We start from the raw sequence: 22,518 nt of genomic DNA on the forward strand, positions 1-22,518 counted from the left end.
CGGCGGCATAGGACCGCTCAAGGTGGCGGTGCCCGATTCCCAGACAGGAACGATCCGCGACTTGATGCCCATCAATTCGAGAATGTCGGAGAGCGAGCCGGCAACATCCGGCTCGTCGTCGATGATCAAGGCGTGGCGCAGGCCGCTCGATCGCGGCTGGTTCTCGCCGGCAGCGACAAGGCCGGCTACGATGGCGGGCAGATGGACGACAAAACGCGCCCCTCTCGGCAGCACTTCCTCGAACCAGACATTGCCATTGTGCCGCTCGATGATCGATTTCGAGATCGACAGGCCGATGCCGGTGCCGACGCCGACCGGCTTGGTGGTGAAATAGGATTCGAAAATCCGGCTGCGGATCGCTTCCGGCACGCCGGGCCCGTTGTCCTCGACCGAGAAGCAGGGGTTGCCCCGGTCGCTGCGGAACGTCCGCACCTTGATCAGCCGGTCGCCGGCAATGCCAGCCAAAGCGTGCTGGCTGTTGATGAGGAAATTGGCCGCCACCTGCGTCACGTGGTCGGCGTCGGCCATGGCCAGCAGCGGGCCGGCGGCGAAGTCGGTGTCGATGATGATGCCGCTTGAGCGCGCGCCATAGGCGGTCACTTCCAACGCCGCACGGATCACCTGGTTGAGGTCGGTCTCGGCCTGTGCCGCGGGATGAAGGCGCACCATCGACAGGAAGCTCTTGACGATGCGGCCGCAGCGCTCGGCGGCGGCGCGGACTTTCTCTGCGCGCACCTTGGTCTGCGGATCGGAGGCGAATTCGTGCAGCAGCGTCGATTGCGCCACCACCACGGCCAGCGGGTTGTTGAGCTCATGCGACACGCCGGCCAGCAACGAACCCATCGCCGCCATCTTCTCGTTCTGGTGCAGCTTCTCGCGCTGGCGGCCGATCTCCTCCTCGGCGCGCAATTTGTCGCGCAGGTCGCGGATGGAGCCGAAGATCAGGCGGCGGTCGGCGACCCGCATCTCGGTTGCGGTCAGCTCGATCGGGAACACTTCGCCGGCGGCGTTCTGGGTCACCGTCTCGAGCCGCTGGCCGACCATCGGCGCGCCGCGGCCGGACATGTATTCGGCCCCCGAAGCATAACCTTTTCTGTAGTAGATCGGCACGATGGTATCGAGCAGGTCCTTGCCGAGGATGTCGCTGCGCTGGAAGCCGAACATCTTCTCGGCGGCCGGATTGAATTCGATGATCGAGCCCGTCTCATCGATGACGACGATGGCGTCGAGCGAGGCCTGCAGCATGGTGCGGCGAATGACCTCGCTGGCATGGGCTTCGGAGGGCGAGCGCTCGATGGCATCGCCGATGGCCAGCGCGATGATGTGCAGCGTCGCCTCTTCCTCGTCGGTCCACTCGCGCTCGTTGACGCAGTCATTGACCGCCAGCGTGCCCCACAGATGCCCGTGTGCGAAGACCGACACCGACAGGAACGACTTGATGTTCTGCTTCTCGAAATCGGTTCTCAAAAAGCCTTCGAGGTTGCGCGTATGGCCGGCGAAGATCTTGCCTTGCCGCTCGTCCTCTGCCAGCCGCTCCAATAGCGGGTCCGAATTGACGATCGACTGCATGATGACGGTCGGTGACGCCAGTTCGCCGCCAAAGAGCGGGTCGATCCAGTAGGCGGCGACGGATTGGGCGAAGCCCTGGCCAGGCAATTCGCGCAAGCGAAACAGGATGCCGCGCTGGCAATCCATGGCCCGGCAGAGCGTTTCCAGGATACCTTCCATCTCGCGCTGCCAGTCGCCGGCCTCGCGCAGCCGGCGAACGACACGCACGGCCGCCATCGCAGCGCCCTGCCTGAAACCCTGCATCTCCGTGCTTGCTGCTTCAGCGGTCATTGTCAGCCGTCATTCCACAGGTCATGCCAATTCGATCAACGAGCAACGGCCCGAACTTGAAACCCTCTGGCCTCGCTGCTCAGTTGCCGTCGCCGGTCGGCAGCGAGAAGATATAGCCTTCGCCGCGCACCGTGCGCAGGAATTTCGGATTGGCCGGATCGGTCTCGATCTTCTTCCTCAGCCGCATGATGCGAATGTCGACCGCGCGCGACGATTCCGGATCTTCGGTGAAGCCGATCGCCTCGGAGATCGCGGCGCGGGTCAGCAACCGGTTGGCGCGGGTCAGGAAAACCTCCAGCACGTCGAATTCACTCTTGGCCATCTCGACCACCGCGCCATTGGCGCCGGTGACCAACCTGCCGTCGAGATCAGCCTGGAAAGGTCCGAAAGCAACGGAACGGCGATCGGTCCTGGCCTTCTTGTCCTGAAGTTCCTGCGGCTGGGGAACCCGGCGCAACACGCTGCGGACCCTCGCCAGCACTTCGCGCAATTCGTAAGGCTTGACGATGTAGTCGTCGGCACCAAGCTCCAGCCCGACGATGCGGTCGAGCGCGGTGCCGGCGGCGGTGGCGTAGATGATGCCGATCGGCAGCTTCGAGCGCAGCCAGCGGCCGAGCGACAGGCCATCCTCGCCGGGCATGGCGATGTCGAGTATGGCGAGATGGAACGACTGCGTTTCAACGAGGCTGCGCGCGGCGGCAGCACTTTCAGCGGTGACCACTTCATAGCCGGCGGCTTCGAGATATTCGGCAACCGCGTCCCTCAGGTCGGGCTCATCCTCGACGATGACAATTCTTGCCCGCACGATGCTTTCGCTCCCACTTTCAGTGGAAAGTAGATTGGGTATAAACATGATGTCCAGCACTCATCTCGGGATGTCTGTTGCAGGGTGGGAAAACATGGCCGCACGATCGATCATCGCGCTTGTTTCCGTTGCCGAAGTGGTCGCGACCGAACTCGCCGACCATCTCGAGCGGCGCGGTCACGATGTGCGTCAGGCGCGCCAGCCTTGGGAGGCCGAATCGCTGCTGTCGGGGAAGGGCATCGACGTCGTCGTCGTCGGCGACAGCCTCAGCCAGGCGGAAGGGCGCGACCTGCTCCGCCGCCATGGTGGCGAGGGCGGACCGGATTTCATCCTGATCTGCCGGCCGGCCGATCTCGTCGACAAGGTGCTGGCGCTCGAGCTTGGTGCGGCCGACGTCGTCGAGAGCCCGCTCAATGTCCGGGAACTGGCTGCCCGTGTTGGCGGTCTGCTTTCGCGACGCGGCAGGGGCACCCAGGAACTGATCGTGCTGGAGAACGCGACCGTCGATCTGAGGTCGGCCATGGTCATGCATCGCTCCGGCACGGAGGAACAGCTCTCGCCCGGTCAGGTGGCGCTGCTCAGGCTGTTCCTTGCCAGTCCGCGCAAGGTGCTGACGCGTGACGACATCATTGCCGCGGCACCGGCAGAAAACGCCGACGCCTTCGATCGCTCGATCGATTCGCGCATCGTGCGGCTGCGCCGCAAGCTCGACACCGAAACCATCACCACCATACGCGGCGCCGGCTACCGGTTCGATCCGCCGCAGCAATTCGCCGGTTGATTGCCGGACACCCAGGCAACTTGTTTGGCTGAGCATCGGGTTTTCCATCTCTGGGCCCGATGCTCTTGGGGCTCAGCGTACCAGCAGAAGTGACGGGCCCACCGGCATGTCACTGCCCATGGCCAGTTCGCTGGCATGGGCGCGGTCCCTGAGCAGCACGGTGGCAAGGCCGGCAAAACCGAGCAGGCCCTGTGCGTAGAGCAGTGCGGACAGCACCGAAGCGGCAAATTTCGTTTTCATCGTAGCAGTTCCCCAAAAGTGCCAATTCTTCAAAAATGAATGTGTTTGTGGGTCGCTTCAGGACACCCCCGAAGTGCCCGCGCCGCCCACGGAGCCCCCCGTCGCGGCGCGGGCCTTCGGTCCTCTCGGCAGCAAGTAGCCGGAGGCGCCGCGCAAACCCGTCAGCCTAAGGCCGACCCGCCAGAGGGCCTTTAGCCGGGCGATGCGCAGGCTGGAAACAATCCAGACCGTGGCGAAAAACAGTGCGGCATGCAGCGTCGAAATCTCGCCTGACGTCATCGCGCCGAGCCTTGTAAGCGGGGTGCCGGCAACCGTGCCGACGCCGCCGATGACCGCTGCCGCGATGCTGATCCTGAGAAGCCAGGACAGTGCGTTCGATTTCGTTTCCATGTTCGTTACCGGCTGTTTTCGTTGCGTCAACTTTGCTTGCGGCCCGTATCCGGATCATGCCGCTTGAAGCCTCGTTTTGTTGCAGTTCGGTTTCGAGATCGCCGGCTCTTCTTTCGTATGCGACCAACTCGCACTTTCGTTTAGAGGCGGATACTCATGTTACTGACTTTGGCCTCATCGGCTGACGAGCGGGCCGACTCTCATTCGCTTCTATGGAGGCAGCGTTCGTTAACCTGAGGAAACAGATTCGAAACACAAATGAGCATTTTGCGAAATCTCCCCGAAACATGACGTTGGGATAAGCAGCCATCGAATTGGAGCCGGCCGAACCGGCAGAGAGAGGGGACGTCATCATGCATACCGCCATTTCCGCCAAGCTCATCAACATCACCGCCGCCGCGCTGACGGGCGCCGCACTGCTGTTCGGCGCCGGCTCGGGCGCGGCGCACGCCGCCAACAAGATCGTGGCGCGCGTTTCGCTTTCACAGCAGATCATGGAAGTCTCGGTCGACGGCCGGCCAACCTTCGCCTGGAAGGTTTCCACCGGCGACCGGGCCCATGTGACGCCGACCGGCTCGTTCAAGCCGACGCGCATGCATGAGATGTGGTACTCAAAGAAATACGACAACGCCCCGATGCCGCACTCGGTCTTCTTCAGCGGCGGCTATGCGGTGCATGCGACCTATGCGATCAAGCGTCTCGGCCAGCCGGCTTCGCATGGCTGCGTGCGGCTGCATCCCGACAACGCCGCCGATTTCTACCAGCTCGTCGAAACCTTCGGGGCGACCAACACCAGCATCGTCATCGTCAAGTAGCAGGCTGTGACCGACGGCGTGTCAGCATGCTGCCGCGCCTCAAAGCTCCCACCGGGAAACGCTGCGGTATTGAGTACAGCGCAAACCGGCGGTATCGAGCCCAGCCAAAAAAAGAGGCCGGAGATTTCCGGCCTCTTTTCTTTTGTTTCCAACTTGTCTTGCGCAATTCCCAAGGGAAAGCGCTATGCGCTTTTCCCGGGAAAACCGTTACACACTTTTCCTGGAATTGCTCTAGCTCGGCAGCGCCGGCATCAGCTTGGGATCCGGTTTCTCGGCCAGGTGAGGCAGGTCCTTGCTGGCGATGAAGGTGTAGAACATAGGCACGACGAAGAGCGTGAACATGGTTCCGACCAGGATGCCGGTGAAGATAACCAGGCCCATCGAATAGCGGGCCGCGGCACCAGCGCCGCTGGACGTGATCAGCGGTACCACGCCCAGCGCCATCGCCGCCGTCGTCATCAGGATCGGCCGCAGGCGCACCTTGGCCGAGGCGATGATGGCGTCACGCCGTCGCATGCCATGGATTTCGCGCTGCTGGTTGGCGAACTCGACCAGCAGGATGCCGTGCTTGGTGATCAGACCAATCAGTGTGATCAGGCCGACCTGCGTGTAGATGTTGAGCGTTCCGAGGCCCAGATTGAGCGGCACGATCGCGCCGAAGATCGACAGCGGCACCGCCATCATGATGATCAGCGGGTCGCGGAAACTCTCAAACTGCGCCGCCAGCACCAGATAGATGACGACAACGGCCGCCGCGAAAGCGATCAGGATGGTGTTGCCCTGTTCCTTTTCCTGTCGCGATTGACCGGAATAGTCGACGAAGAAGGTGTCGGGCAGGCTCTCGTTGGCGATGTCCTCCAGCGCTTTCAGCCCGTCGCCGGTGGTGACGCCGGGCAGCGGAAGCGCCGAAATCGTCGACGAATTCAGCTGGTTGAACTGCTCGATGGCGGCCGGCGCCGCATTGGTCGAAATCTTGACCACCGCTGACAGCGGCACCATCTCGCCCGTCACGCTGCGCACGAAGTATTCGCCGAGCTTGTCGGGGTTGTCGCGAAATTCCTGCGGCACCTGCGGGATGATGTCGTAGCTGTTGGAGTCGCGGTCGAACTGGGCCACTTCGGCGCCGCCGACCAGCAAGGTCAGCGTGCGGCCGATATCGGCGATCGGCAGGTTCAGCGCCGCGGCGCGGTCACGGTCGATGGTCACCGTCACCTCGGGTGCGTCATAGGCCATCGAATTCTGCACGACGATGAAGCGGCCGGAGGCCTGCGCCTTGTTCTTGATCTGCTCGGCCACCTCGTACACTTCCGAGGAATCGCCGGTCGATCGCACCACCATGGAGATGGGCAGGCCGCCGCCGGAGCCCGGCAGCGTCGGCGGCGCGAAGACGAAGGCCTGGACGCCCGCCACTTTGGCGATACGAGCCGTGATGTCGGCCTGCAGTTCCTTCGAATTGCGCTTGCGTTCCGCCCAGTCCTTGAAGGCAAAGCCGACGAAGGCACTGTTTGTCGTGCCGCCGAAGGCGACGGCAGAGAACTGCGCCCGTGTTTCGGGAATATCCTTCACCAGACCGAGAATCTGGTTGACGTATGTCTCGGTGTAATCGGAGGTCGCATAACGCGGGGCTGTCACAAGCGAGAGCAGAAAGCCCTGGTCCTCTTCCGGCGCCAGTTCGGTTGAGGTCTTGGTGAACATGAAGCCGGTGACGCCGACAAGCGCAAGCACGATGATCAGTGTCAATGGGCGATAGTTCAGCGACGCGGTGACGGCCCGTTCATAGACATGCTCGACGCGCGCGAAGGCGCCGTCGACAATGCGCTGGAAACGGCCCGGCGTGCCGGACTTCAGGAGGCGTGCCGACATCATCGGGGTGATGGTGATGGCGATGACGCCCGACAGGACCACCGAGCCGGCGAGCGTGACCGCGAATTCACGGAACAGCGCGCCGGTCAGGCCGCCGGTGAAGGCCAGCGGCGCGAACACGGCGGCCAGCGTCATGGTCATGGCAACGATGGCCGACGCTATTTCGCGCATACCGCTGAATGCAGCCTGCATCGGCGACATGTGGTCTTCTTCCATATGGCGATGGATGTTCTCCACCACCACGATGGCGTCGTCGACCACCAGGCCGATCGCCAGCACCATGGCCAGCAGCGACAGGAGGTTGATCGAATAGCCGACCGCAAACAAAAGGAAACAGACGCCGATCAGCGACAGCGGGATGGTGATGATCGGCATCATTACCGAACGGAAAGAACCAAGGAACAAAAGGATGACGACGACGACGATGGCAACCGCCTCGGCGATGGTCTTGAACACTTCTTCGATCGAGGCGCTGATCTGTCCGGTCGCGTCGTAGACTACCTCGATCGTCATGCCCTTCGGCAGCGTCTCCTGAATCTGCGGCACCAGCTTGGTGAGCGCCGCCGCCGTGGTCAGCGGATTGGCGGCCGGCGTCGGGAAGATCGCGAGGAAGGTGCCGGGCTTGCCGTTGAAGCTGACCCTGGTGTCGGTGTTCTCGGCAGCGAGCTCGACCCGAGCCACGTCGCGCAACCGCACCACATTGCCATCGGTCGAGCGCAGCGGCAGTTCGGCGAACGCCTCTGGCGTCTGCAACGTCGAGCGCACGGTGATCGACGAGACGACATACTCGTTCTGGGTGTTGCCGGGCGCCGACAGGAAGTTGGAATTGTTGATCGCCGTCAGCACTTCGGAGGCCGTCACGCCGCGCGCGGCAAGCTTGATCGGATCGATCCAGACGCGCATCGAGTATTCCTGGGCGCCGAAGATCTGCACGTCGGCGACGCCTTCGACCGTCGACATGCGCGGCCTGATGACGCGTTCGATATACTCCGTCAGCTGCTCCTTCGTCATGTTCGGATTCTGCATCGAGATGTACATCATCGCGAACTGCTGGCCGGTGCCCTTGACGATGACAGGATCCTTGGAGGCGTCGGGCAAGGTGCCGCGCACGCCCTGGACCTTGGACAGCACTTCGGTCAGCGCGACGTCGGGGTTGGAACCGAGCTTCATCTGCACCGTCACGGTGCTGGACGACGGACGGCTGGACGAGGTGACGTAGTCGATGTTCTCGGTCGAGGCGACGGCGCGGGCGATCGGGGCGGAAATGAAGCCCTGGATCAGATCGGCGCTGGCGCCTGGATAGGCCGTCGTGATGGTGATCGCCGTTTCGTCGACCTTCGGATACTGCCGGATCGACAGGTTGAAGATGCCCTGGAAACCCAGGAGCAGGATCATGCAGGCAAGGACCGTCGAAAGGACGGGCCGGCGAATGAAGAGATCGGAAAAGCTCATTGCTGGTCGGCCTGCTTGTTCGCCGATTTGGTCGGGTCGATGGTGTTGTCTACGGCGACGGACATGCCGTTGAAGAGGCGGTTCTGACCGGCGGTGACAACCTCGTCGCCTGCCTTCAGCCCCTCGACGATCTCGACCATGCCTTGATTGCGGCGGCCTGGCTTGACGAACACCTGCGACAGCACCAGCGCAGGCTTGTCACCTTCCGCCGCCGGCTTGGCCGGGTCGGCAGCCTTGTCCGCCGGCTTTGCCGCATCGGCGGCAGGCTTGGCTGCATCAGCTGCCGGCTTCATGGCATCGGCCGGCTTGGTGTCTGCCGGCTTGGCGTCAGCCGGTTTGTCCGTGGCTGAAGCAGCGGGTTTTTCTTCCGGCTTGGCTGCCTGCGCCGGGGCCGCCTCGGCGGGCTTCGCCGGCTGCACCACGAAGATGTAGTCGCCATAGAGGCTTGTCGTCAGTGCCGTCTGCGGCAGCGTCAGCACGTTCTGCTCTTCGGGCAGTTCGACACGCACCTGCACGAATTGGCCAGGGGTCAGCTTGCCGTCGGGATTGGCGACTTCCGCCCTGACGTTCACCAGCCGGCTGGACGAGTCGATCTTCGGGTCGATGCCGCGAATGGCGCCGGCAAACGGCTTGTCCTCACCGCCGAAGCCCAACCGAACCGTCTGGCCGATCTTGAGCAAGGCGAGTTGCTGTTCGGGAACCGAGAAATCGACCCGCATCGTGTCGAGATCCTGCAGCGTCACCACGGCGGTGCCGGGCGCCAGATACTGGCCGATATCGATCTTCGGAATGCCCACCGTGCCGCCGAAAGGCGCCGTCAACTGCTTCTGGTCGAGCACGGCCTGCAGCTTGGTGACCTGAGAGGCCGAGGCCGAGGCCGCCGCACGCGCCGTGTCCAGCGTCGAGTCGGAGCCGACGCCACGCCTCGTCAGTTCGATGGCGCGGGCCAGCGATGTCTGATCGAGCGCGGCCTGCGCTTTCTGCGCGTCGAGATCGGCGCGCTCGACGGCGTCGTCGAGCTGCAGCAGAACCGCATTGTCGGCCACTTTCTGGTTGGCATGGAAAAGGATGTCCTTGACGATGCCGGTGGTCTCAACCGTCAGGTCAACACCGCGTACGGCCTTGACCGTACCGATCGCCTCGACGCCCGGCGTCCAGGTTGAAGGCTTTGCGATGGTCGTCGACACAGTTGCCGCCGGCGGCTTCATCGATGCGAAATACTGCTTGATGCCGTTGTCGCGCAGGAAGTTGAAGCCGACGATACCGCCGACCACGACAACGAGCACGGCCAGAACCAGAACGATGATAAAGATACGGAGTATGCGCTTGAACAAGGAGGTCCCCTCAGTCGAAATCCGGCGCGAAGCGCGGACATCGGGACACATATCGACTGCGGGTCCCGATTTCAAATAGTGGCGGTCTTACTGTACCGTCTGGACGGTCTTGTCAATTGGGCCTAAGCTTGCGAAGGGAGGCGCCATGAGAGCCCAACGAACGAACTCGCGCGAGAAAATTCTCGCTGCGGCGGCCGATGTCGCACGGGAATCCGGGCCCGGCAGCCTGTCGCTGGAAGCGGTCGCCAGCCGCGCCGGTGTATCGAAGGGCGGGCTGCTCTACAATTTCCCGACCAAGGCCAAATTGATGCAAGGTCTGGTCGAAGGCTATCTGCGTGAATTCGAGCACGCGCTGGACTCCGCCCGCACGAATGACAAGGACGAAAATCCGCTGGCCGTCTACATCAGGCTGTCGGCCAATGATTGCGAGGACAAGCAGCCGTCCGCGTCCTGGATCTTCTCGGCGATCGCCGAGGATCCCGATTTCATGACGCCGATAAAGACATTCAAGCGGCAGCTTTTCGAGCGGCTGAAGGGCGAGACGCCGGACCTCAAATCGCTGCTGGTCTGCTACCTCGCCATCGAGGGATTGCGCAGCATGAACCTCTTCGATTCGGACGTCCTGTCGAAAGACGAGCGAGAGCTGCTGGTATCGTCCTTGCTCGAGATTGCCAGATAGGCACGGCTGATCGAGGGGCTCAATCCACGGCGCGCTCGATGTCGCGGCGCAGGACGATCGCGGTTGTCAGGTCCTCGACACCGCCATGACTGGCGATCAGATCGCGCAGCGTGTTCAGCCTGTCGATGGACGGCACCTCGATCTCGACGATGAGATCGAGCTGGCCGCTGACCGATGACACCCGCCGGACTTCCGGATAGCGCGCCAGCTGGTCGAGGATACCGATCGACGGCGTGCGTATCAGCGTGACAAGCAGGAAGGCGCAGATCAGCCCCTTGTCCATCTGACCGATATCGGCGCGGTAGCCACGGATGACGCCGCTTTTTTCCAGCGAGGCCACCCGCTCGCTCGTCGCGCTGCGCGACAGGCCGATGCGTCCCGCAAGCGTCTTCAGCGGGATGCGGGCCTCCTTCGACAGGATGCCGAGAATGTCCCTGTCCTTGGCGTCCAGTTCCCTCATCACACCACGCTCCCATCCGCTTCCGTTAATGTGCCGGCCAATGCAGTCATTGTGCCGGCGCAACCGACGCTTTGCCGGATGCCCCATTTTTAAGCCCATGCCAAGCTTTGCGAAAGCAGATGCGGATTGCCGATGACCAATGTTTCCCACCCAGCGCCTCAGTTCTCGCAAAGCGAGGCCATCGATATCGCCGCGCGGCATTTCGGCATTGCCGGCAGCGTCACGCCGCTGGACAGTGAGCGCGACCAGAATTTCAAGCTGACCGCGCCCGACCGGTCGCTGTGGATCCTCAAGATCGTCAACGCCAGCGAGCCGCTCGGTGAGAGCGAATTCCAGACGGCGCTGTTCGAGCACCTGGAGCGCAACAGCCCTGATCTCGCCGTACCGCGTCTCAGGACGACGGTGCGGGGAATATCGCTCGCTCACGCCACCGGCGCCGGCGGCGAAGACCATGCCGTGCGGCTGGTGTCGTGGCTTGCCGGCCGGCCGCTGGCCGAGAGCCCATCCACTCCTGCGTTGCTTGAAAGCCTCGGTGGCGCGCTCGGCCGGTTGGACCGCGCCCTGCAAGGCTTCATCCACCCCGGTGCGCTGCGCACGTTCGACTGGGACATTCGCCGGGCCGGTGCCGCGCGGCAACGCCTTCACCATATCGACGACGACCAGGATCGCTTGTTGCTGGAGCGGTTCCTCGATCATTTCGATGCCGCGATCGCGCCCCGGCTGCCGGCGCTGCGGGCGCAGGTGATCCACAACGACGCCAATGACTGGAATGTGCTGGTCGATCCGGAGCGGCCCGAGCGCGTCGCCGGGCTGATCGATTTCGGCGATGCCTTGCACAGCGTGCTGATCGCCGAGGTAGCGGTCGCCTGTGCCTATGCCATCCTCGATGCCGAGGATCCGATCGCCGCCGCCGCCCGTCTTGCAGCCGGGTTCCATGCCGAATATCCGCTGCGCGAAGAGGAGCTCGATCTGCTCTTCGATCTCATTGTTATGCGTCTCGTCACCTCGGTGACGCTGTCGGCGGCGCGCAAGGAACGGACCACCGACAATCCCTATCTGTCCATCTCGGAAGCGCCGGCCTGGCGCCTGCTGCGACGCCTGGGAGCGATGAACCGGCGCTTCGCGACGGCGATCCTGCGCCACGCCTGCGGCTTTGAGGCCGCGCCCGGAGCTCGCGCTGTCACGAGCTGGATCGCGGCGAACCGCGCGCAGCTTGTGCCCATCCTCGACCGCCACCCGGCGACGCTTGCCAAGGCGCTGGTGCCTTATGGCGATCCGCAAAATCCGATGACGGTGACATCGGCCGCGCAGCAACCCGACAAGGCGAGCGCATGGTGGGACGCCTATTGCGCCGAGCATGGCATTGCACTCGGCATCGGCCCGTGGGGCGAGGCGCGCACGGTCTACACCAGCGACATCTTCCACTCTCGGTTCGTCGAAGGTGCGCGCCGCGCCAATCATCTCGGCCTTGATCTTTTCATGCCGGCGGGCACGCGGCTCTATACCCCGCTGGCCGCCATTGTCAGAAGCGTCGAGATCGAGGAGGATCCGCTCGGCTATGGCTGCCTGGTGGCGCTGGAGCATGCCCCGCCGGGGTGCCCGCCCTTCATCACCCTGTGGGGGCATATGGCGCATGAGGCAGGTCGGCGTCTGAAGGTCGGCGAGCATCTGCAAGCCGGCGCGCTTGTCGGCGAGATGGGATCAGCCACCGAAAATGGCGGCTGGGCGCCGCATCTGCATTTCCAGATATCGACGGACACAAGCCTCGCCGCAGGCGACATTCTCGGTGTCGGCGAAGAACGCTATCTCCCGGTCTGGCAAGAGCTGTTTCCGGACGCCGCCGACCTGGCCGGCATTCCGCCCGAAACCTTCCAGCAAAGCGGTCGTTCGCGACCGCAGATCGTTGCCGCGCGCAAGGCGTCGCTGCTGCCCAATCTCTCGATCTCCTATTCCGAGCCGATCAAGTTCGTGCGCGGCGAAGGCGTCTGGCTGATCGACGACACCGGCCGCGCCTATCTCGATTGCTTCAACAATGTCTGCCACCTCGGCCATGCCCATCCCGATGTGGTCGAGGCGATCGCCAGGCAGGCGGCGAAACTCAACACCAACACGCGCTATCTGCACGACGCCATCGTCACTTACGCGGAACGGCTGACCGCGACGCTGCCTGCCGGCCTGTCGGTGGCGTCCTTCGCCTGTTCGGGCAGCGAGGCCAACAGCCTGATGCTGCGCATGGCGCGGATCCACACCGGCCGCAGCGAGGCGATCGTGCTCGACTGGGGCTATCACGGCACGACGCAGGAACTGATCGACCTCAGCCCCTACAAATACAAGCGCAAGGGCGGCAAGGGGCGCCCGCCGCATGTGTTCGAGGCGAGTGTTCCCGACAGCTACCATGCCCCGGCCGACTGGCCTGTTGACGAGCATGCAAAGCGCTTTGCCGAAAGCGTCGCCGAACAGATCGCCGATATGGCCAGAGAGGGTCGCGCGCCTGGCCTGTTCCTGGCGGAATCGATCCCCAGCGTTGCCGGCCAGGTGTTCCTGCCGGACGGCTATCTCGCGGAAGTCTACGCGATGGTGCGCGCCGCCGGCGGCATCTGCGCCGCCGACGAGGTGCAGGTCGGCTTTGGCCGCGTCGGCAGCCATTGGTGGGCTTTCGAGACGCAAGGGGTGACGCCCGACATCGTCACCATGGGCAAGCCGATCGGCAACGGCCATCCGATGGCGGCCTTGGTGACGACCACCGAGATCGCCGCCTCGTTCAACAACGGCATGGAGTATTTCAACACTTTCGGCGGCAATCCGGTGTCCTGCGCGGCCGGGCTTGCGGTGCTCGACGTCATCGAGCGGGACAACCTCAGGCGCAATGCGTTGGAGATCGGCGACTATCTCATAGCGCGGTTCAAGACCTTGCAGGCCCGCTACGACAGTATCGGCGACGTGCGCGGCCAGGGGCTCTTCCTCGGCATCGAATTGGTCGAGGACCGCAACAGCAAGGCGCCGGCGACCGCTCTTGCCCGACGCGTCAACGACGGGGTCAGGGCACGCGGCGTGCTGATCGGCACCGAAGGGCCGCACGACAATGTGCTGAAGATGCGCCCGCCGATGATCTTCAGCCGGGCCAATGCCGATCATCTGGTCGGCGTTCTCGACGAGACGCTGGCGGCGGTTCTGGCGGAAGGGACTTAGGGCAGATCCCGCAAGCCCAGGCGGCGCGCGGACGGATTCACGACAGCGATTTTCACGAACTCCCGGCGCTCCACGTGCCGGCGGCAGGAGAGGCTTTTGCCTCATCAAGGGAGGAAACAAATCATGAGACATGCAGTCATCACCGCGCTCGTGCTTGCATCGGCCACGCTGGCCGTTCCGGCGAAAGCGGACACATTCGACATCGTCAAGCAGAGGGGTTCGATCCTGTGCGGCGTCAGCCAGGGCGTTGCCGGTTTTTCGTCACCCGACGACCAAGGGAAATGGGGCGGCTTCGACATCGATTTCTGCCGCGCTGTCTCGGCCGCCGTTTTCGGCGACCCCGACAAGGTGAGCTATGTGGCGCTGTCGACCAAGGAACGCTTCACCGCCCTGCAGGCCGGCACCGTCGATATCCTGTCGCGGCAGTCGACGTGGACGCTGTCGCGTGACACCGGCATGGGCATCCACTTCGCCGGCACCGCCTATTATGACGGCCAGGGCTTCATGGTGCGCAAGGACCTCGGCGTCGACAGCGCGCTCAAGTTGTCGGGAGCCACGGTCTGCGCGGAGCAGGGCACGACCACGGAGCAGAATGTCGCCGACTATTTCACGGCCAACAAGATGAAGTACGAGGCGGTCGTCATCGATTCTGCCGACAGCATCATCAAGGCGTTCGATAGCGGCCGCTGCGACGTCTACACCACGGACGCATCGGCGCTTTATGCGCAGCGCCTGAAGCTGACCGACCCCACTGCCTTCACCGTGCTGCCCGAGATCATTTCGAAGGAACCGCTCGGCCCGGCCGTTCGCAAGGGCGACGATAAGTGGTTCGACATCGTGCGCTGGACGTTGTTCTCGCTGATCGAGGCGGAAGAGGAAGGCATCACCCAGGCCAATGCGGAAGCCTCGCTGAAGTCACAGAATCCGACGATCCGCCGCTTCCTCGGCGTCGACGGTGACAATGGCCAGCAGCTTGGGCTCGAGCCTGCCTTCGCCTACAACATCGTCGCCAAGGTCGGCAACTATGGCGAGATGTTCGAGCGCAATCTCGGTCAGTCCAGCCAGCTGAAAATAGCGCGCGGCATCAATGCGCTGTGGAACGCCGGCGGCCTGATGTACGCGCCACCGGCGCGCTGAGACCAGAAAGCGGAACGACCGACCGGAGTTGCCGAAGCGTGGTGCCCTTGGGCTCCCGCGCCCGGCGATGTCTAGCCTGTTAATCCGGCCTGTTAAAAAGAGGTGGTGATGTGCGGCCTCGCACGTTGCCACCTCTGTCGTTTGAAAGTGAATAAAAACGTTTTTATTTTGGTTGAAAACGTTTTTATGCGATGATACGAAGCCTGACATCAGGATGGAATCGTCCATGGCAGAGACCGAAAAATCCGACCGCCGAGAACTTTCGCCGACGATCAAGACGTTGGCGGCCCATACCGGTTATTCGATCGCCACCATTTCCAAGGCCCTGCGGGGATCGCCGGTCGTTGCGCAGCCCACAAGGGACGCTATCGTCGCCGCGGCGCGGGAACTGGGCTATCAGGCGAATGCGCGAGGCATGGCGCTGAGGACGGGCAAGACCTATCGGGCGGCGGCGCTGATGCCGATAACGTCCGCGGCCGGCTATGAATGGGACGGCGTCGAATACACGCAGATCCTCAGCGGCATAAGCCAGGCCCTGGAAGGCAGCGACTATCAACTCTCCGTACACGGCTTCCGGGATTTCGGCGACGCCTTTGACACAGCCCGCCGCATCGTCGATCAGAGCGCGGCCGACGGCCTGATCTTTTCCGGCGTGCAGGCCGACGATCCTCGTATCGACATGCTGGTCGAAAGCGATTTCCCATTCGTGTCGCTCGGCCGGTGTCGCAAGCCCCTCATCTACGCCCATGTCGATGTCGACAATGAGTGGGCGGCGTTCACCGCCACGGCGCGGCTGATCGCGGGCGGACATAGACGTATCGCCCTGATCAACGCCGATCGCCGTCTTTCCTACGCCCTCGACAGGATTGACGGATTTTCGCGCGCCTTTAACGAGGCGGGGCTTGCCGCATCGACGGACCTTGTGGCTGGCGGCGATCTGTCCACCCGCTTCGGCCGTGATGCCGCGCTCAGGCTTCTTGGCTTGCCCAGTCCGCCCACGGCCCTGGTGTGCATCAACGAATCCACCACCCTGGGCGTCCTGTCGGCGCTCGGCAGCCTTGACCGGCGCGTCGGGGTGGATGTCGACGTCATCGCCTATGACGACATCAACGTCAGCGCCTACTTCACCCCCCCGATCACGACGTTCTACCAGCCAATCGAACTTCTCGGCCGCAAGCTGGGCGAGTTCCTGCTGCGGCGCATGGCGGGCGAGGACCCGGCCAAGCTCGCCATGGTCTCGAGACCCGAGCTCATTGGCCGGCAGCCGGACAATCTCGGCGGGCGAAACCGCCGCTAATCATCAAAATGGGAGGAAGAGCATGAAGAAGATCTTGATCGGACTTGCGCTGGCGCTGTTGACGGCCGGCGCTGCCAGCGCCGCCGACCTTGGCGGCAAGCTGCTGAAGGTGGGTTCCGACACCACTTCGCCGCCGATGGAAAGCGTCGACACGGCGACCGGCCAGATCGTCGGCTTCGACGTCGATGTGATCAAGGCGGTCTGCGGCAAGATCAACTGCAAGGCTGAATTCGTCACCACCGGCTGGGACGGCATCTTCGCGGCTCTCGACCAAGGCAGTTTCGACCTGGTCGCCTCCGGCGTGTCCATCACCGATGAACGCAAGAAGGCCATGGATTTCTCGGACCCCTACATCGTCAACAGCCAGGCTGTCCTCATGCGCGTGGAAGACGAGGGCTTGTCCCTCGATGACTTCAAGGCAAAAGGCAAGAAGCTCTCGGCGCAGGCCAACACCACCGACGCACAGGTCGCCGAAAGCATCGTCGGCAAGGACAATGTGGTCGCGTATGACAGTTTCGCGGCCTCCGTCATCGCGCTGAAGAACAAGGACGTGGACGGCGTTGTAATCAACGGCGCCAATGCCGCCGCGTATGAAAAGGAATTTGCGGGTGAGCTGGTCGTGCCGATCCGGGATCTCCAGTCCGATCCGCTGGGGCTGGTCTTCCGCAAGGGCGACGAGAATGTCGCCGCCTTCAATGAAGGGTTGAAGGCGATCAAAGCCGACGGCAGCCTCGACGTGCTGATCGCCAAATACTGGGGCGCTAAATAGCTGCTTGAAAGGCTCCGGCGCCTGGCGCCGGAGCTGTCGTTGGGGGAGGACGGGACCGGATGCAGTTTCTGATGCGCCTGCGGCCGAGCAATCTGATCATCGTCGCGGCATTGCCGTTCATCGTCTATCTCTTTGCTTCGTCGGCAAACTACCAGCGCTCGCTTCGCGCCATCCTCGGCGTGGAGAACGGCTCGTCGGCCTTCGTGCCCGGCTTCCTGACGCTGGCTGTCGCCTTTTCCGCCGGCCTTGCCGTGTTCGTGTTCTCGCGCGCTTCGTCCAGATCGCCTCATCTTGCGACGATTGCCGCCGGGATCAATCTTGCCGCCGCCGTGCTGCTTGCGACAACCGGCCTGGTCTATCCCTTTATGGCATCGGTCGTGGCGAACGCTGTCGATCCGTTCACCTCCGATCTGGTGGTTCAGGGCGTTACGCCGCGGCGATTGACGGATGCCGCCGACCTCATGGTGCGCGGCCAGGCCACGCTCCTGTCGCGAGCCTATCTCGGCCTGACGGTCGTGATCCTCGGTGCGTTCTTCATCGTCGCCCGCAATGGGACCGGCAACGCGACATACCGTTTTACCCGCCTCGTGTTGGCGGCGGTGAACGGCGCCGGGTTGGTCTTCATCCTGCTTTTCGCGCATATCGCATTCGCGGCGGGTGTTGCCACGACGATCCGCGCGGCCGTCGCGGCCTACATGCTGGCGGCAATGATGGGGTTGCTCTGGGTTGGGCTCCTCAAGCTCAAATACAGCTGGCGGGCGGACCTGATCTGCATCGTGGCAACCATCTTCATGATCTGCGCCGCCGCGTGGTTCCTGCTTCAGCCGCGCGAAAGCTTCGTGCTCGCGGGTTCTCTCGCTGGGAAGGTCGCGGTCACGCCCGGCACGCCGTCCGGCATACTTGACGCCATCCGCTACGGGCAATTTCCCGGCGGCCCCGACAGCGAGGTGCCGCTGCGCACCTTTCGCGGCGCGCCGGAAGCGATCGATGCGATCGGCAAGATCCCCGGTGTCAGCGCAGCGCTTGTCCCGGCGGCAATAGCGCCGGCCAGCTTGCCGGTGCTGTGGCAGACGGAGGCGTTGAACGATCGCGACAGGGCGTTCGGCATCACGTTCGCCGCGCTGGCGATCGTGCTTGGCCTGCTGACCTTCGGCGGCCATATCCACCGCAGGCATCCGCTCTCGATCGGGTCGGAGTTCATTGTCGATACGATCCGCGGCATCCCGATGCTGGTTATCGTGCTCTATGTCGGCCTGCCGCTCGCCGGAGCGCTCAAGGATGCGACCCAGGGCGTGGTCGATCCGCCGAACCTGGTGCGCGGCATTGCCGCCATGGCGCTCGCCTATTCGGCCTATCTGGCCGAGATATTCCGTTCCGGCATCAATGCAATCCCCGCCGGCCAGATCGAGGCCGCGCACAGCCTTGGTCTGAACGGCTGGCGTACCGCCCGGCTGGTCGTGTTGCCGCAGGCTTTCCGCATCATCATCCCGCCGCTCGGCAACGAACTTATCGCAATCCTCAAGGACACGTCGCTGCTGTCGATCCTGTCGATCCGCGACATCACGCAGCGTATGCGAGAATTCCAGTCGGCAAGTTTCCTGCCGTTCGCGCCCTACAACTCAGCCGCCATCTTCTACATTTTCCTGACGCTGGCCGCGGCAAGCCTCGTCAGTACCATCGAGAGAAAATATGACATCAAGCATCGATAACGCGCGCCGGACCCTCGAAGCCCGCGCCTCCGGACTGGTCTTTCCGCACGGCTTCGTGTTCGGCGCCGCGACGGCGGCCTATCAGATAGAGGGCGCGCCTGACGCGGATGGCAAAGGCGAAAGCATCTGGGACCGGTTCTGCTGCGTTCCCGGCGTGATCGTGGACGGTTCGAACGGTGATGTCGCCTGTGACCATTATCATCGCTGGAAGGAGGATATCGCCCTGCTCAAGGCGCTCGGCCTTGGTGCGTATCGCTTTTCCCTCGCATGGACACGGCTTCTTCCGGAAGGTCTTGGTGAGGCCAACGCTAGGGGTATCGCCTTCTACGACCGGCTGATCGACGACCTGCTTGAAGCCGGTATCGAGCCCTATGCAACGCTCTATCACTGGGATCTTCCGCAGGCGCTGCAAGACCGTGGCGGCTGGTACAGCCGCGAAACGGCCATCGCCTTTGCCGATTATGCCCGGCTTGCCGCCCGCAGCTTCGGTGATCGCGTCAAGAGATGGACGACGCTCAACGAGCCCTGGACGTTCTGCTGGTCGGGACACGCGACCGGTGAGGATGCGCCGGGATTGCGGGACGGCGTGAAAGGCGGCGTGACCGCCAGCCATCATGCGCTGCTGGGACACGGCCTGGCTGTTCCGGCCATCCGGGCCGAGGTGGCGGACGCTTGCGTCGGCATCGTGTTCGATCTCAATGTCGCGGAGGCCGCCACCGACGACCCGCGCGATGTCGCGGCGGCACGGCGCTTCGACGGCGCCCAGAACCGCTGGTTTCTCGATGCCGTCTTCAAGGGCGCATACCCGCAGGATATGCTGGCGCTCTACGGCGATCTGCTGCCGCCGATCCAGGCGCAGGACAACGAGATCATCGCCGCGCCGGTAGACTATCTGGGCATCAACATCTACCGCCGCTCGGTGATCGCGGCGGGTGATGAACTGGCGCCGCTCAGCTATCGGCGGGTGCAGCCAGAAGGCATCTATTCCGCGGTCGACTACGAGATCTGGCCTCGCTGCATGTATGATATCCTGCACTATGTGAATGACCGCTACGCACCGCCGGCGATCTACATTTCCGAGAACGGCGTCGCCACGATGCCGGAGACTGTTGGCGAAGACGGGTGTGTCTGGGACGATCTGCGCGCTGCGTACTACGTCGATCACCTCGAGCAGGTGGCCAAGGCGGCGGCCGAGGGTGTGCCGGTGCGCGGTTATTTCGCCTGGACGCTGACCGATAATTTCGAGTGGGCCTATGGCTATACCACGCCCTTCGGCATCACCCATGTCGATTTCGCCACACAGCAACGCCACATCAAATATTCCGGCGGCGTCTACGCCATGATCGCCCGGCAGGAGACCGCGCCCGTCGCGAAGAGCGCCTGAGTTGACCGGAGACGAGCAAGGCGACCGCACGGTCCTCATAACCGGCGCTGGCCGCGGCCTCGGCCGCGAACTGGCACGGCAATACGCCCAGGATGACTGGCGCGTGATCGCTTGCGGGCGCACCCCTCCGACCCAAGGGTTCGCAGGCAGAACCGAGTTCCAGCCACTCGATGTCGCCGATCCGGCTTCCATCTTCGCCCTTGCCACGCGTCTCGCCGGCAGGCCGCTGGATGTGCTTGTCAACAACGCCGCCATCCGCAGCGAAATCAGTGGCCTGCACGATTTCGCCCCGGACGAATTCCTGAAGGTTATGCGGACGAACACGCTTGGCCCACTGTTGCTGGCGAGGGCACTGCGTCCGAACCTGGTTGAGGGGCGCATGCGGATCATCGCCAACATCGGCAGCCGCGCCGGTTCGATGGCGGAGGGGCTGCTCGACGACTACGATGACGATTATGCCTACCGCTGCTCAAAGGCTGCGCTCAACATGGTGGGCGCCCAGCTGGCGCAGGATTTGCGCGTCGACAGGATAACTGTGCTGTCGCTGCATCCGGGCTGGATGAAGACGGATATGGGTGGCGAACAGGCGGTCCTGGCGGTCGAGGACAGCGCGCGGGGCCTGCGCACGGTCATCGACGACGCAACACTTGAGGGTAGCGGCTCCTTCCGAACTTTCGATGGCATGCATATCCGATGGTAGCCGCACGGCACATCCGCAGTGTTCGCCGGCGTCATACAGGGTTCATCGTGCGGACATAGCGTCTTTTCTCAGTTCTTTGCTGCGATGCAATAGGAGTGGGACATGGTGGATATAGTTTCTAGCGAGGCGGGCATTCCGAGACCGGATCATCCGCTGGATCAATCGGGCAGCGCGAAGTGGTTCCTGCCGGCCTTCGGCGTGCTGGTGCTCGTCGGCATTGTCTATGTCGGCTACGCGCTCAGCCAGGACCTTGCGGTGGCCAAGACCGTGCCGTGGATACTGCTTGGCATCGCTTTGCTGATCGCGCTCGGCTTCGAGTTCGTCAACGGCTTCCATGACACCGCCAATGCGGTGGCGACGGTGATCTACACACGATCGATGCCGGCCGAATTCGCCGTCATGTGGTCGGGCGCCTTCAATTTCCTCGGGGTGCTCACCTCGAGTGGCGCGGTCGCCTTCGGCATCCTGTCGCTGCTGCCGGTGGAGCTGATCCTGCAGGTCGGCTCCTCCTCCGGCTTTGCTATGGTGTTCGCGCTGCTCGTTGCCGCGATCTTGTGGAATCTCGGCACCTGGTTCCTCGGCCTGCCGGCGTCGAGCTCGCACACGATGGTCGGCTCGATCATCGGCGTGGGTCTCGCCAACCAGTTCATGGCGCCAGCCGGCAGCGCCACCAGCGGCGTCGACTGGTCGCAGGCGACCAATGTCGGCGTGACCTTGCTGGTGTCGCCGATCATCGGCTTTTTCGCCGCCGCGATCCTGCTCTATGCAATGAAGCTTCTCATCCGCAATCCGGCGCTTTACGAAGCCCCGAAAGGCAACGCCCCGCCGCCCTGGTGGATCCGCGCCCTGCTGATCTTCACCTGCACCGGCGTCAGCTTTGCGCACGGCTCCAATGACGGACAGAAAGGCATGGGCCTGATCATGCTGATCCTGATCGGTGTCGTGCCGACGGCCTATGCGCTGAACCGCACCCCCGACATCAACTATCTCGAAGCCTACAAGTCGGCGTCGGTCAGCGTCGAAACGGCGCTGGGGAAATATGCCAAGCCAGGTATCACCGTCACTGATGCCAAGGCAGCTGTCCAGGACGCCGTGCGCACCAGGACCTGGAGCGATCAGACGACGGTTGCACTGCAGACCTACATCCACAACACGACGGCGGGCCTGCAGCCCTACGCCTCGGTCGACAACGTGCCGACCGATCTGGTCAGCAACGCGCGCAACGACATCTATCTGATCGGCGAGGCGCTGAAGCTGATCGACAAGAAGCAGTTGCTGCCGATGGAGGCCGCCGACCTGAAAGCGGTCACCGACTATCACAAGGCTGTCGACAACGCGACGAAGTTCATCCCGATCTGGGTGAAAGTCGCCGTTGCGCTGGCGCTCGGCCTCGGCACGATGGTTGGCTGGAAACGCATTGTCGTCACGGTCGGCGAGAAGATCGGCAAGAGCCATCTGACCTATGGCCAGGGTGCGGCGGCCGAACTCGTGGCGATGGTGACCATCGGCATGGCCGACCGGCTGGGGCTGCCGGTGTCGACAACCCATGTGCTGTCGTCGGGTGTCGCCGGAACGATGGCGGCGAACGGTTCGGGGCTGCAATGGGCGACGGTGCGCAATTTGCTGCTTGCCTGGGTGCTGACGCTGCCGTGCTCGATCACCCTCGCCTTCGTGA

18 protein-coding genes are annotated in these 22,518 nt (G+C 63.4%); 11 read left to right on the plus strand and 7 right to left on the minus strand.

Annotated features, from left to right (window positions below; all coding sequences use genetic code 11):
* Both EN993_RS12505 and EN993_RS12510 read right to left on the minus strand, forming a co-directional pair.
* The coding region (locus EN993_RS12505) for a sensor histidine kinase (RefSeq protein ID WP_164757642.1) at positions 1-1,839 on the minus strand (1,839 nt) is incomplete at its 3' end.
* Positions 1,840-1,918: 79 nt separating this feature from the next.
* Positions 1,919-2,692 carry a response regulator transcription factor gene (locus EN993_RS12510; RefSeq protein WP_206438756.1) on the minus strand — a complete coding sequence of 258 codons (774 nt, stop codon included), beginning with the start codon at positions 2,690-2,692 and terminating at the stop codon, positions 1,919-1,921.
* Between the two features lie 46 nt (positions 2,693-2,738).
* Between EN993_RS12510 and EN993_RS12515 the strand changes: the two genes are divergently transcribed.
* Positions 2,739-3,425, plus strand: coding sequence for a response regulator transcription factor (locus EN993_RS12515; protein WP_126070792.1), 687 nt, complete (start codon positions 2,739-2,741; stop codon positions 3,423-3,425).
* Positions 3,426-3,497: 72 nt separating this feature from the next.
* Here the strand turns inward: EN993_RS12515 and EN993_RS12520 are convergent, their stop codons facing one another.
* The gene (locus EN993_RS12520; RefSeq protein WP_109665239.1) at positions 3,498-3,665 is read right to left on the minus strand and encodes a hypothetical protein; all 168 of its coding nucleotides are present in this window, start codon (positions 3,663-3,665) and stop codon (positions 3,498-3,500) included.
* A gap of 57 nt (positions 3,666-3,722) precedes the next feature.
* Positions 3,723-4,055 (minus strand): hypothetical protein, encoded by a 333-nt coding sequence (locus tag EN993_RS12525; protein WP_109665243.1) that lies wholly within the window; start codon positions 4,053-4,055, stop codon positions 3,723-3,725.
* A 353-nt stretch (positions 4,056-4,408) separates the two neighbouring features.
* Between EN993_RS12525 and EN993_RS12530 the strand changes: the two genes are divergently transcribed.
* A complete protein-coding gene (locus EN993_RS12530; RefSeq protein ID WP_109665510.1) occupies positions 4,409-4,870 on the plus strand; it encodes a L,D-transpeptidase in 462 nt (153 codons plus the stop codon).
* Between the two features lie 231 nt (positions 4,871-5,101).
* Here the strand turns inward: EN993_RS12530 and EN993_RS12535 are convergent, their stop codons facing one another.
* Both EN993_RS12535 and EN993_RS12540 read right to left on the minus strand, forming a co-directional pair.
* Positions 5,102-8,185 carry an efflux RND transporter permease subunit gene (locus tag EN993_RS12535; protein ID WP_127263376.1) on the minus strand — a complete coding sequence of 1,028 codons (3,084 nt, stop codon included), beginning with the start codon at positions 8,183-8,185 and terminating at the stop codon, positions 5,102-5,104.
* On the minus strand, positions 8,182-9,519 hold the full coding sequence (locus EN993_RS12540) for an efflux RND transporter periplasmic adaptor subunit (protein ID WP_109665248.1): 1,338 nt from the start codon (positions 9,517-9,519) through the stop codon (positions 8,182-8,184). The genes EN993_RS12535 and EN993_RS12540 overlap by 4 nt, the downstream gene beginning before the upstream one ends.
* Before the next feature lie 145 nt (positions 9,520-9,664).
* Between EN993_RS12540 and EN993_RS12545 the strand changes: the two genes are divergently transcribed.
* Positions 9,665-10,198, plus strand: coding sequence for a TetR/AcrR family transcriptional regulator (locus EN993_RS12545; RefSeq protein WP_109665250.1), 534 nt, complete (start codon positions 9,665-9,667; stop codon positions 10,196-10,198).
* Between the two features lie 19 nt (positions 10,199-10,217).
* Here EN993_RS12545 and EN993_RS12550 read toward each other — a convergent pair whose 3' ends face one another.
* Positions 10,218-10,658, minus strand: coding sequence for an Lrp/AsnC family transcriptional regulator (locus tag EN993_RS12550; protein WP_126070787.1), 441 nt, complete (start codon positions 10,656-10,658; stop codon positions 10,218-10,220).
* A 132-nt stretch (positions 10,659-10,790) separates the two neighbouring features.
* Between EN993_RS12550 and EN993_RS12555 the strand changes: the two genes are divergently transcribed.
* From EN993_RS12555 to EN993_RS12590, 8 genes are all read left to right on the plus strand, one after another.
* The gene (locus EN993_RS12555; protein ID WP_127263378.1) at positions 10,791-13,847 is read left to right on the plus strand and encodes an aminotransferase class III-fold pyridoxal phosphate-dependent enzyme; all 3,057 of its coding nucleotides are present in this window, start codon (positions 10,791-10,793) and stop codon (positions 13,845-13,847) included.
* A gap of 123 nt (positions 13,848-13,970) precedes the next feature.
* Complete coding sequence (locus EN993_RS12560) at positions 13,971-14,984, plus strand: amino acid ABC transporter substrate-binding protein (RefSeq protein WP_127263380.1); 1,014 nt, start codon at positions 13,971-13,973, stop codon at positions 14,982-14,984.
* Between the two features lie 226 nt (positions 14,985-15,210).
* Positions 15,211-16,281: a LacI family transcriptional regulator gene (locus EN993_RS12565; protein ID WP_127263382.1), complete on the plus strand. Its 1,071-nt coding sequence runs from the start codon at positions 15,211-15,213 to the stop codon at positions 16,279-16,281.
* A gap of 22 nt (positions 16,282-16,303) precedes the next feature.
* A complete protein-coding gene (locus EN993_RS12570) occupies positions 16,304-17,050 on the plus strand; it encodes a transporter substrate-binding domain-containing protein (RefSeq protein ID WP_127263384.1) in 747 nt (248 codons plus the stop codon).
* 59 nt (positions 17,051-17,109) lie between these two features.
* Complete coding sequence (locus tag EN993_RS12575) at positions 17,110-18,759, plus strand: amino acid ABC transporter permease (RefSeq protein ID WP_127263386.1); 1,650 nt, start codon at positions 17,110-17,112, stop codon at positions 18,757-18,759.
* Complete coding sequence (locus EN993_RS12580; protein WP_127263388.1) at positions 18,740-20,143, plus strand: GH1 family beta-glucosidase; 1,404 nt, start codon at positions 18,740-18,742, stop codon at positions 20,141-20,143. The genes EN993_RS12575 and EN993_RS12580 overlap by 20 nt, the downstream gene beginning before the upstream one ends.
* 1 nt (position 20,144) lies before the next feature.
* Positions 20,145-20,843 carry an SDR family oxidoreductase gene (locus EN993_RS12585; protein WP_127263389.1) on the plus strand — a complete coding sequence of 233 codons (699 nt, stop codon included), beginning with the start codon at positions 20,145-20,147 and terminating at the stop codon, positions 20,841-20,843.
* A 102-nt stretch (positions 20,844-20,945) separates the two neighbouring features.
* The coding region (locus tag EN993_RS12590) for an inorganic phosphate transporter (RefSeq protein WP_164757643.1) at positions 20,946-22,518 on the plus strand (1,573 nt) is incomplete at its 3' end.

This window comes from Mesorhizobium sp. M7D.F.Ca.US.004.01.2.1, from assembly GCF_003997785.1.
In the GTDB taxonomy this organism is placed as follows: Bacteria; Pseudomonadota; Alphaproteobacteria; order Rhizobiales; family Rhizobiaceae; genus Mesorhizobium; species Mesorhizobium loti.

Coding starts and splice junctions, on each gene's coding strand:
- EN993_RS12510 (WP_206438756.1), bottom strand. CDS start 2,692: ATGTTTATACCCAATCTACTTTCCACTGAAAGTGGGAGCGAAAGCATC.
- EN993_RS12515 (WP_126070792.1), top strand. CDS start 2,739: ATGGCCGCACGATCGATCATCGCGCTTGTTTCCGTTGCCGAAGTGGTC.
- EN993_RS12520 (WP_109665239.1), bottom strand. CDS start 3,665: ATGAAAACGAAATTTGCCGCTTCGGTGCTGTCCGCACTGCTCTACGCA.
- EN993_RS12525 (WP_109665243.1), bottom strand. CDS start 4,055: ATGGAAACGAAATCGAACGCACTGTCCTGGCTTCTCAGGATCAGCATC.
- EN993_RS12530 (WP_109665510.1), top strand. CDS start 4,409: ATGCATACCGCCATTTCCGCCAAGCTCATCAACATCACCGCCGCCGCG.
- EN993_RS12535 (WP_127263376.1), bottom strand. CDS start 8,185: ATGAGCTTTTCCGATCTCTTCATTCGCCGGCCCGTCCTTTCGACGGTC.
- EN993_RS12545 (WP_109665250.1), top strand. CDS start 9,665: ATGAGAGCCCAACGAACGAACTCGCGCGAGAAAATTCTCGCTGCGGCG.
- EN993_RS12550 (WP_126070787.1), bottom strand. CDS start 10,658: ATGAGGGAACTGGACGCCAAGGACAGGGACATTCTCGGCATCCTGTCG.
- EN993_RS12555 (WP_127263378.1), top strand. CDS start 10,791: ATGACCAATGTTTCCCACCCAGCGCCTCAGTTCTCGCAAAGCGAGGCC.
- EN993_RS12560 (WP_127263380.1), top strand. CDS start 13,971: ATGAGACATGCAGTCATCACCGCGCTCGTGCTTGCATCGGCCACGCTG.
- EN993_RS12565 (WP_127263382.1), top strand. CDS start 15,211: ATGGCAGAGACCGAAAAATCCGACCGCCGAGAACTTTCGCCGACGATC.
- EN993_RS12570 (WP_127263384.1), top strand. CDS start 16,304: ATGAAGAAGATCTTGATCGGACTTGCGCTGGCGCTGTTGACGGCCGGC.
- EN993_RS12575 (WP_127263386.1), top strand. CDS start 17,110: ATGCAGTTTCTGATGCGCCTGCGGCCGAGCAATCTGATCATCGTCGCG.
- EN993_RS12580 (WP_127263388.1), top strand. CDS start 18,740: ATGACATCAAGCATCGATAACGCGCGCCGGACCCTCGAAGCCCGCGCC.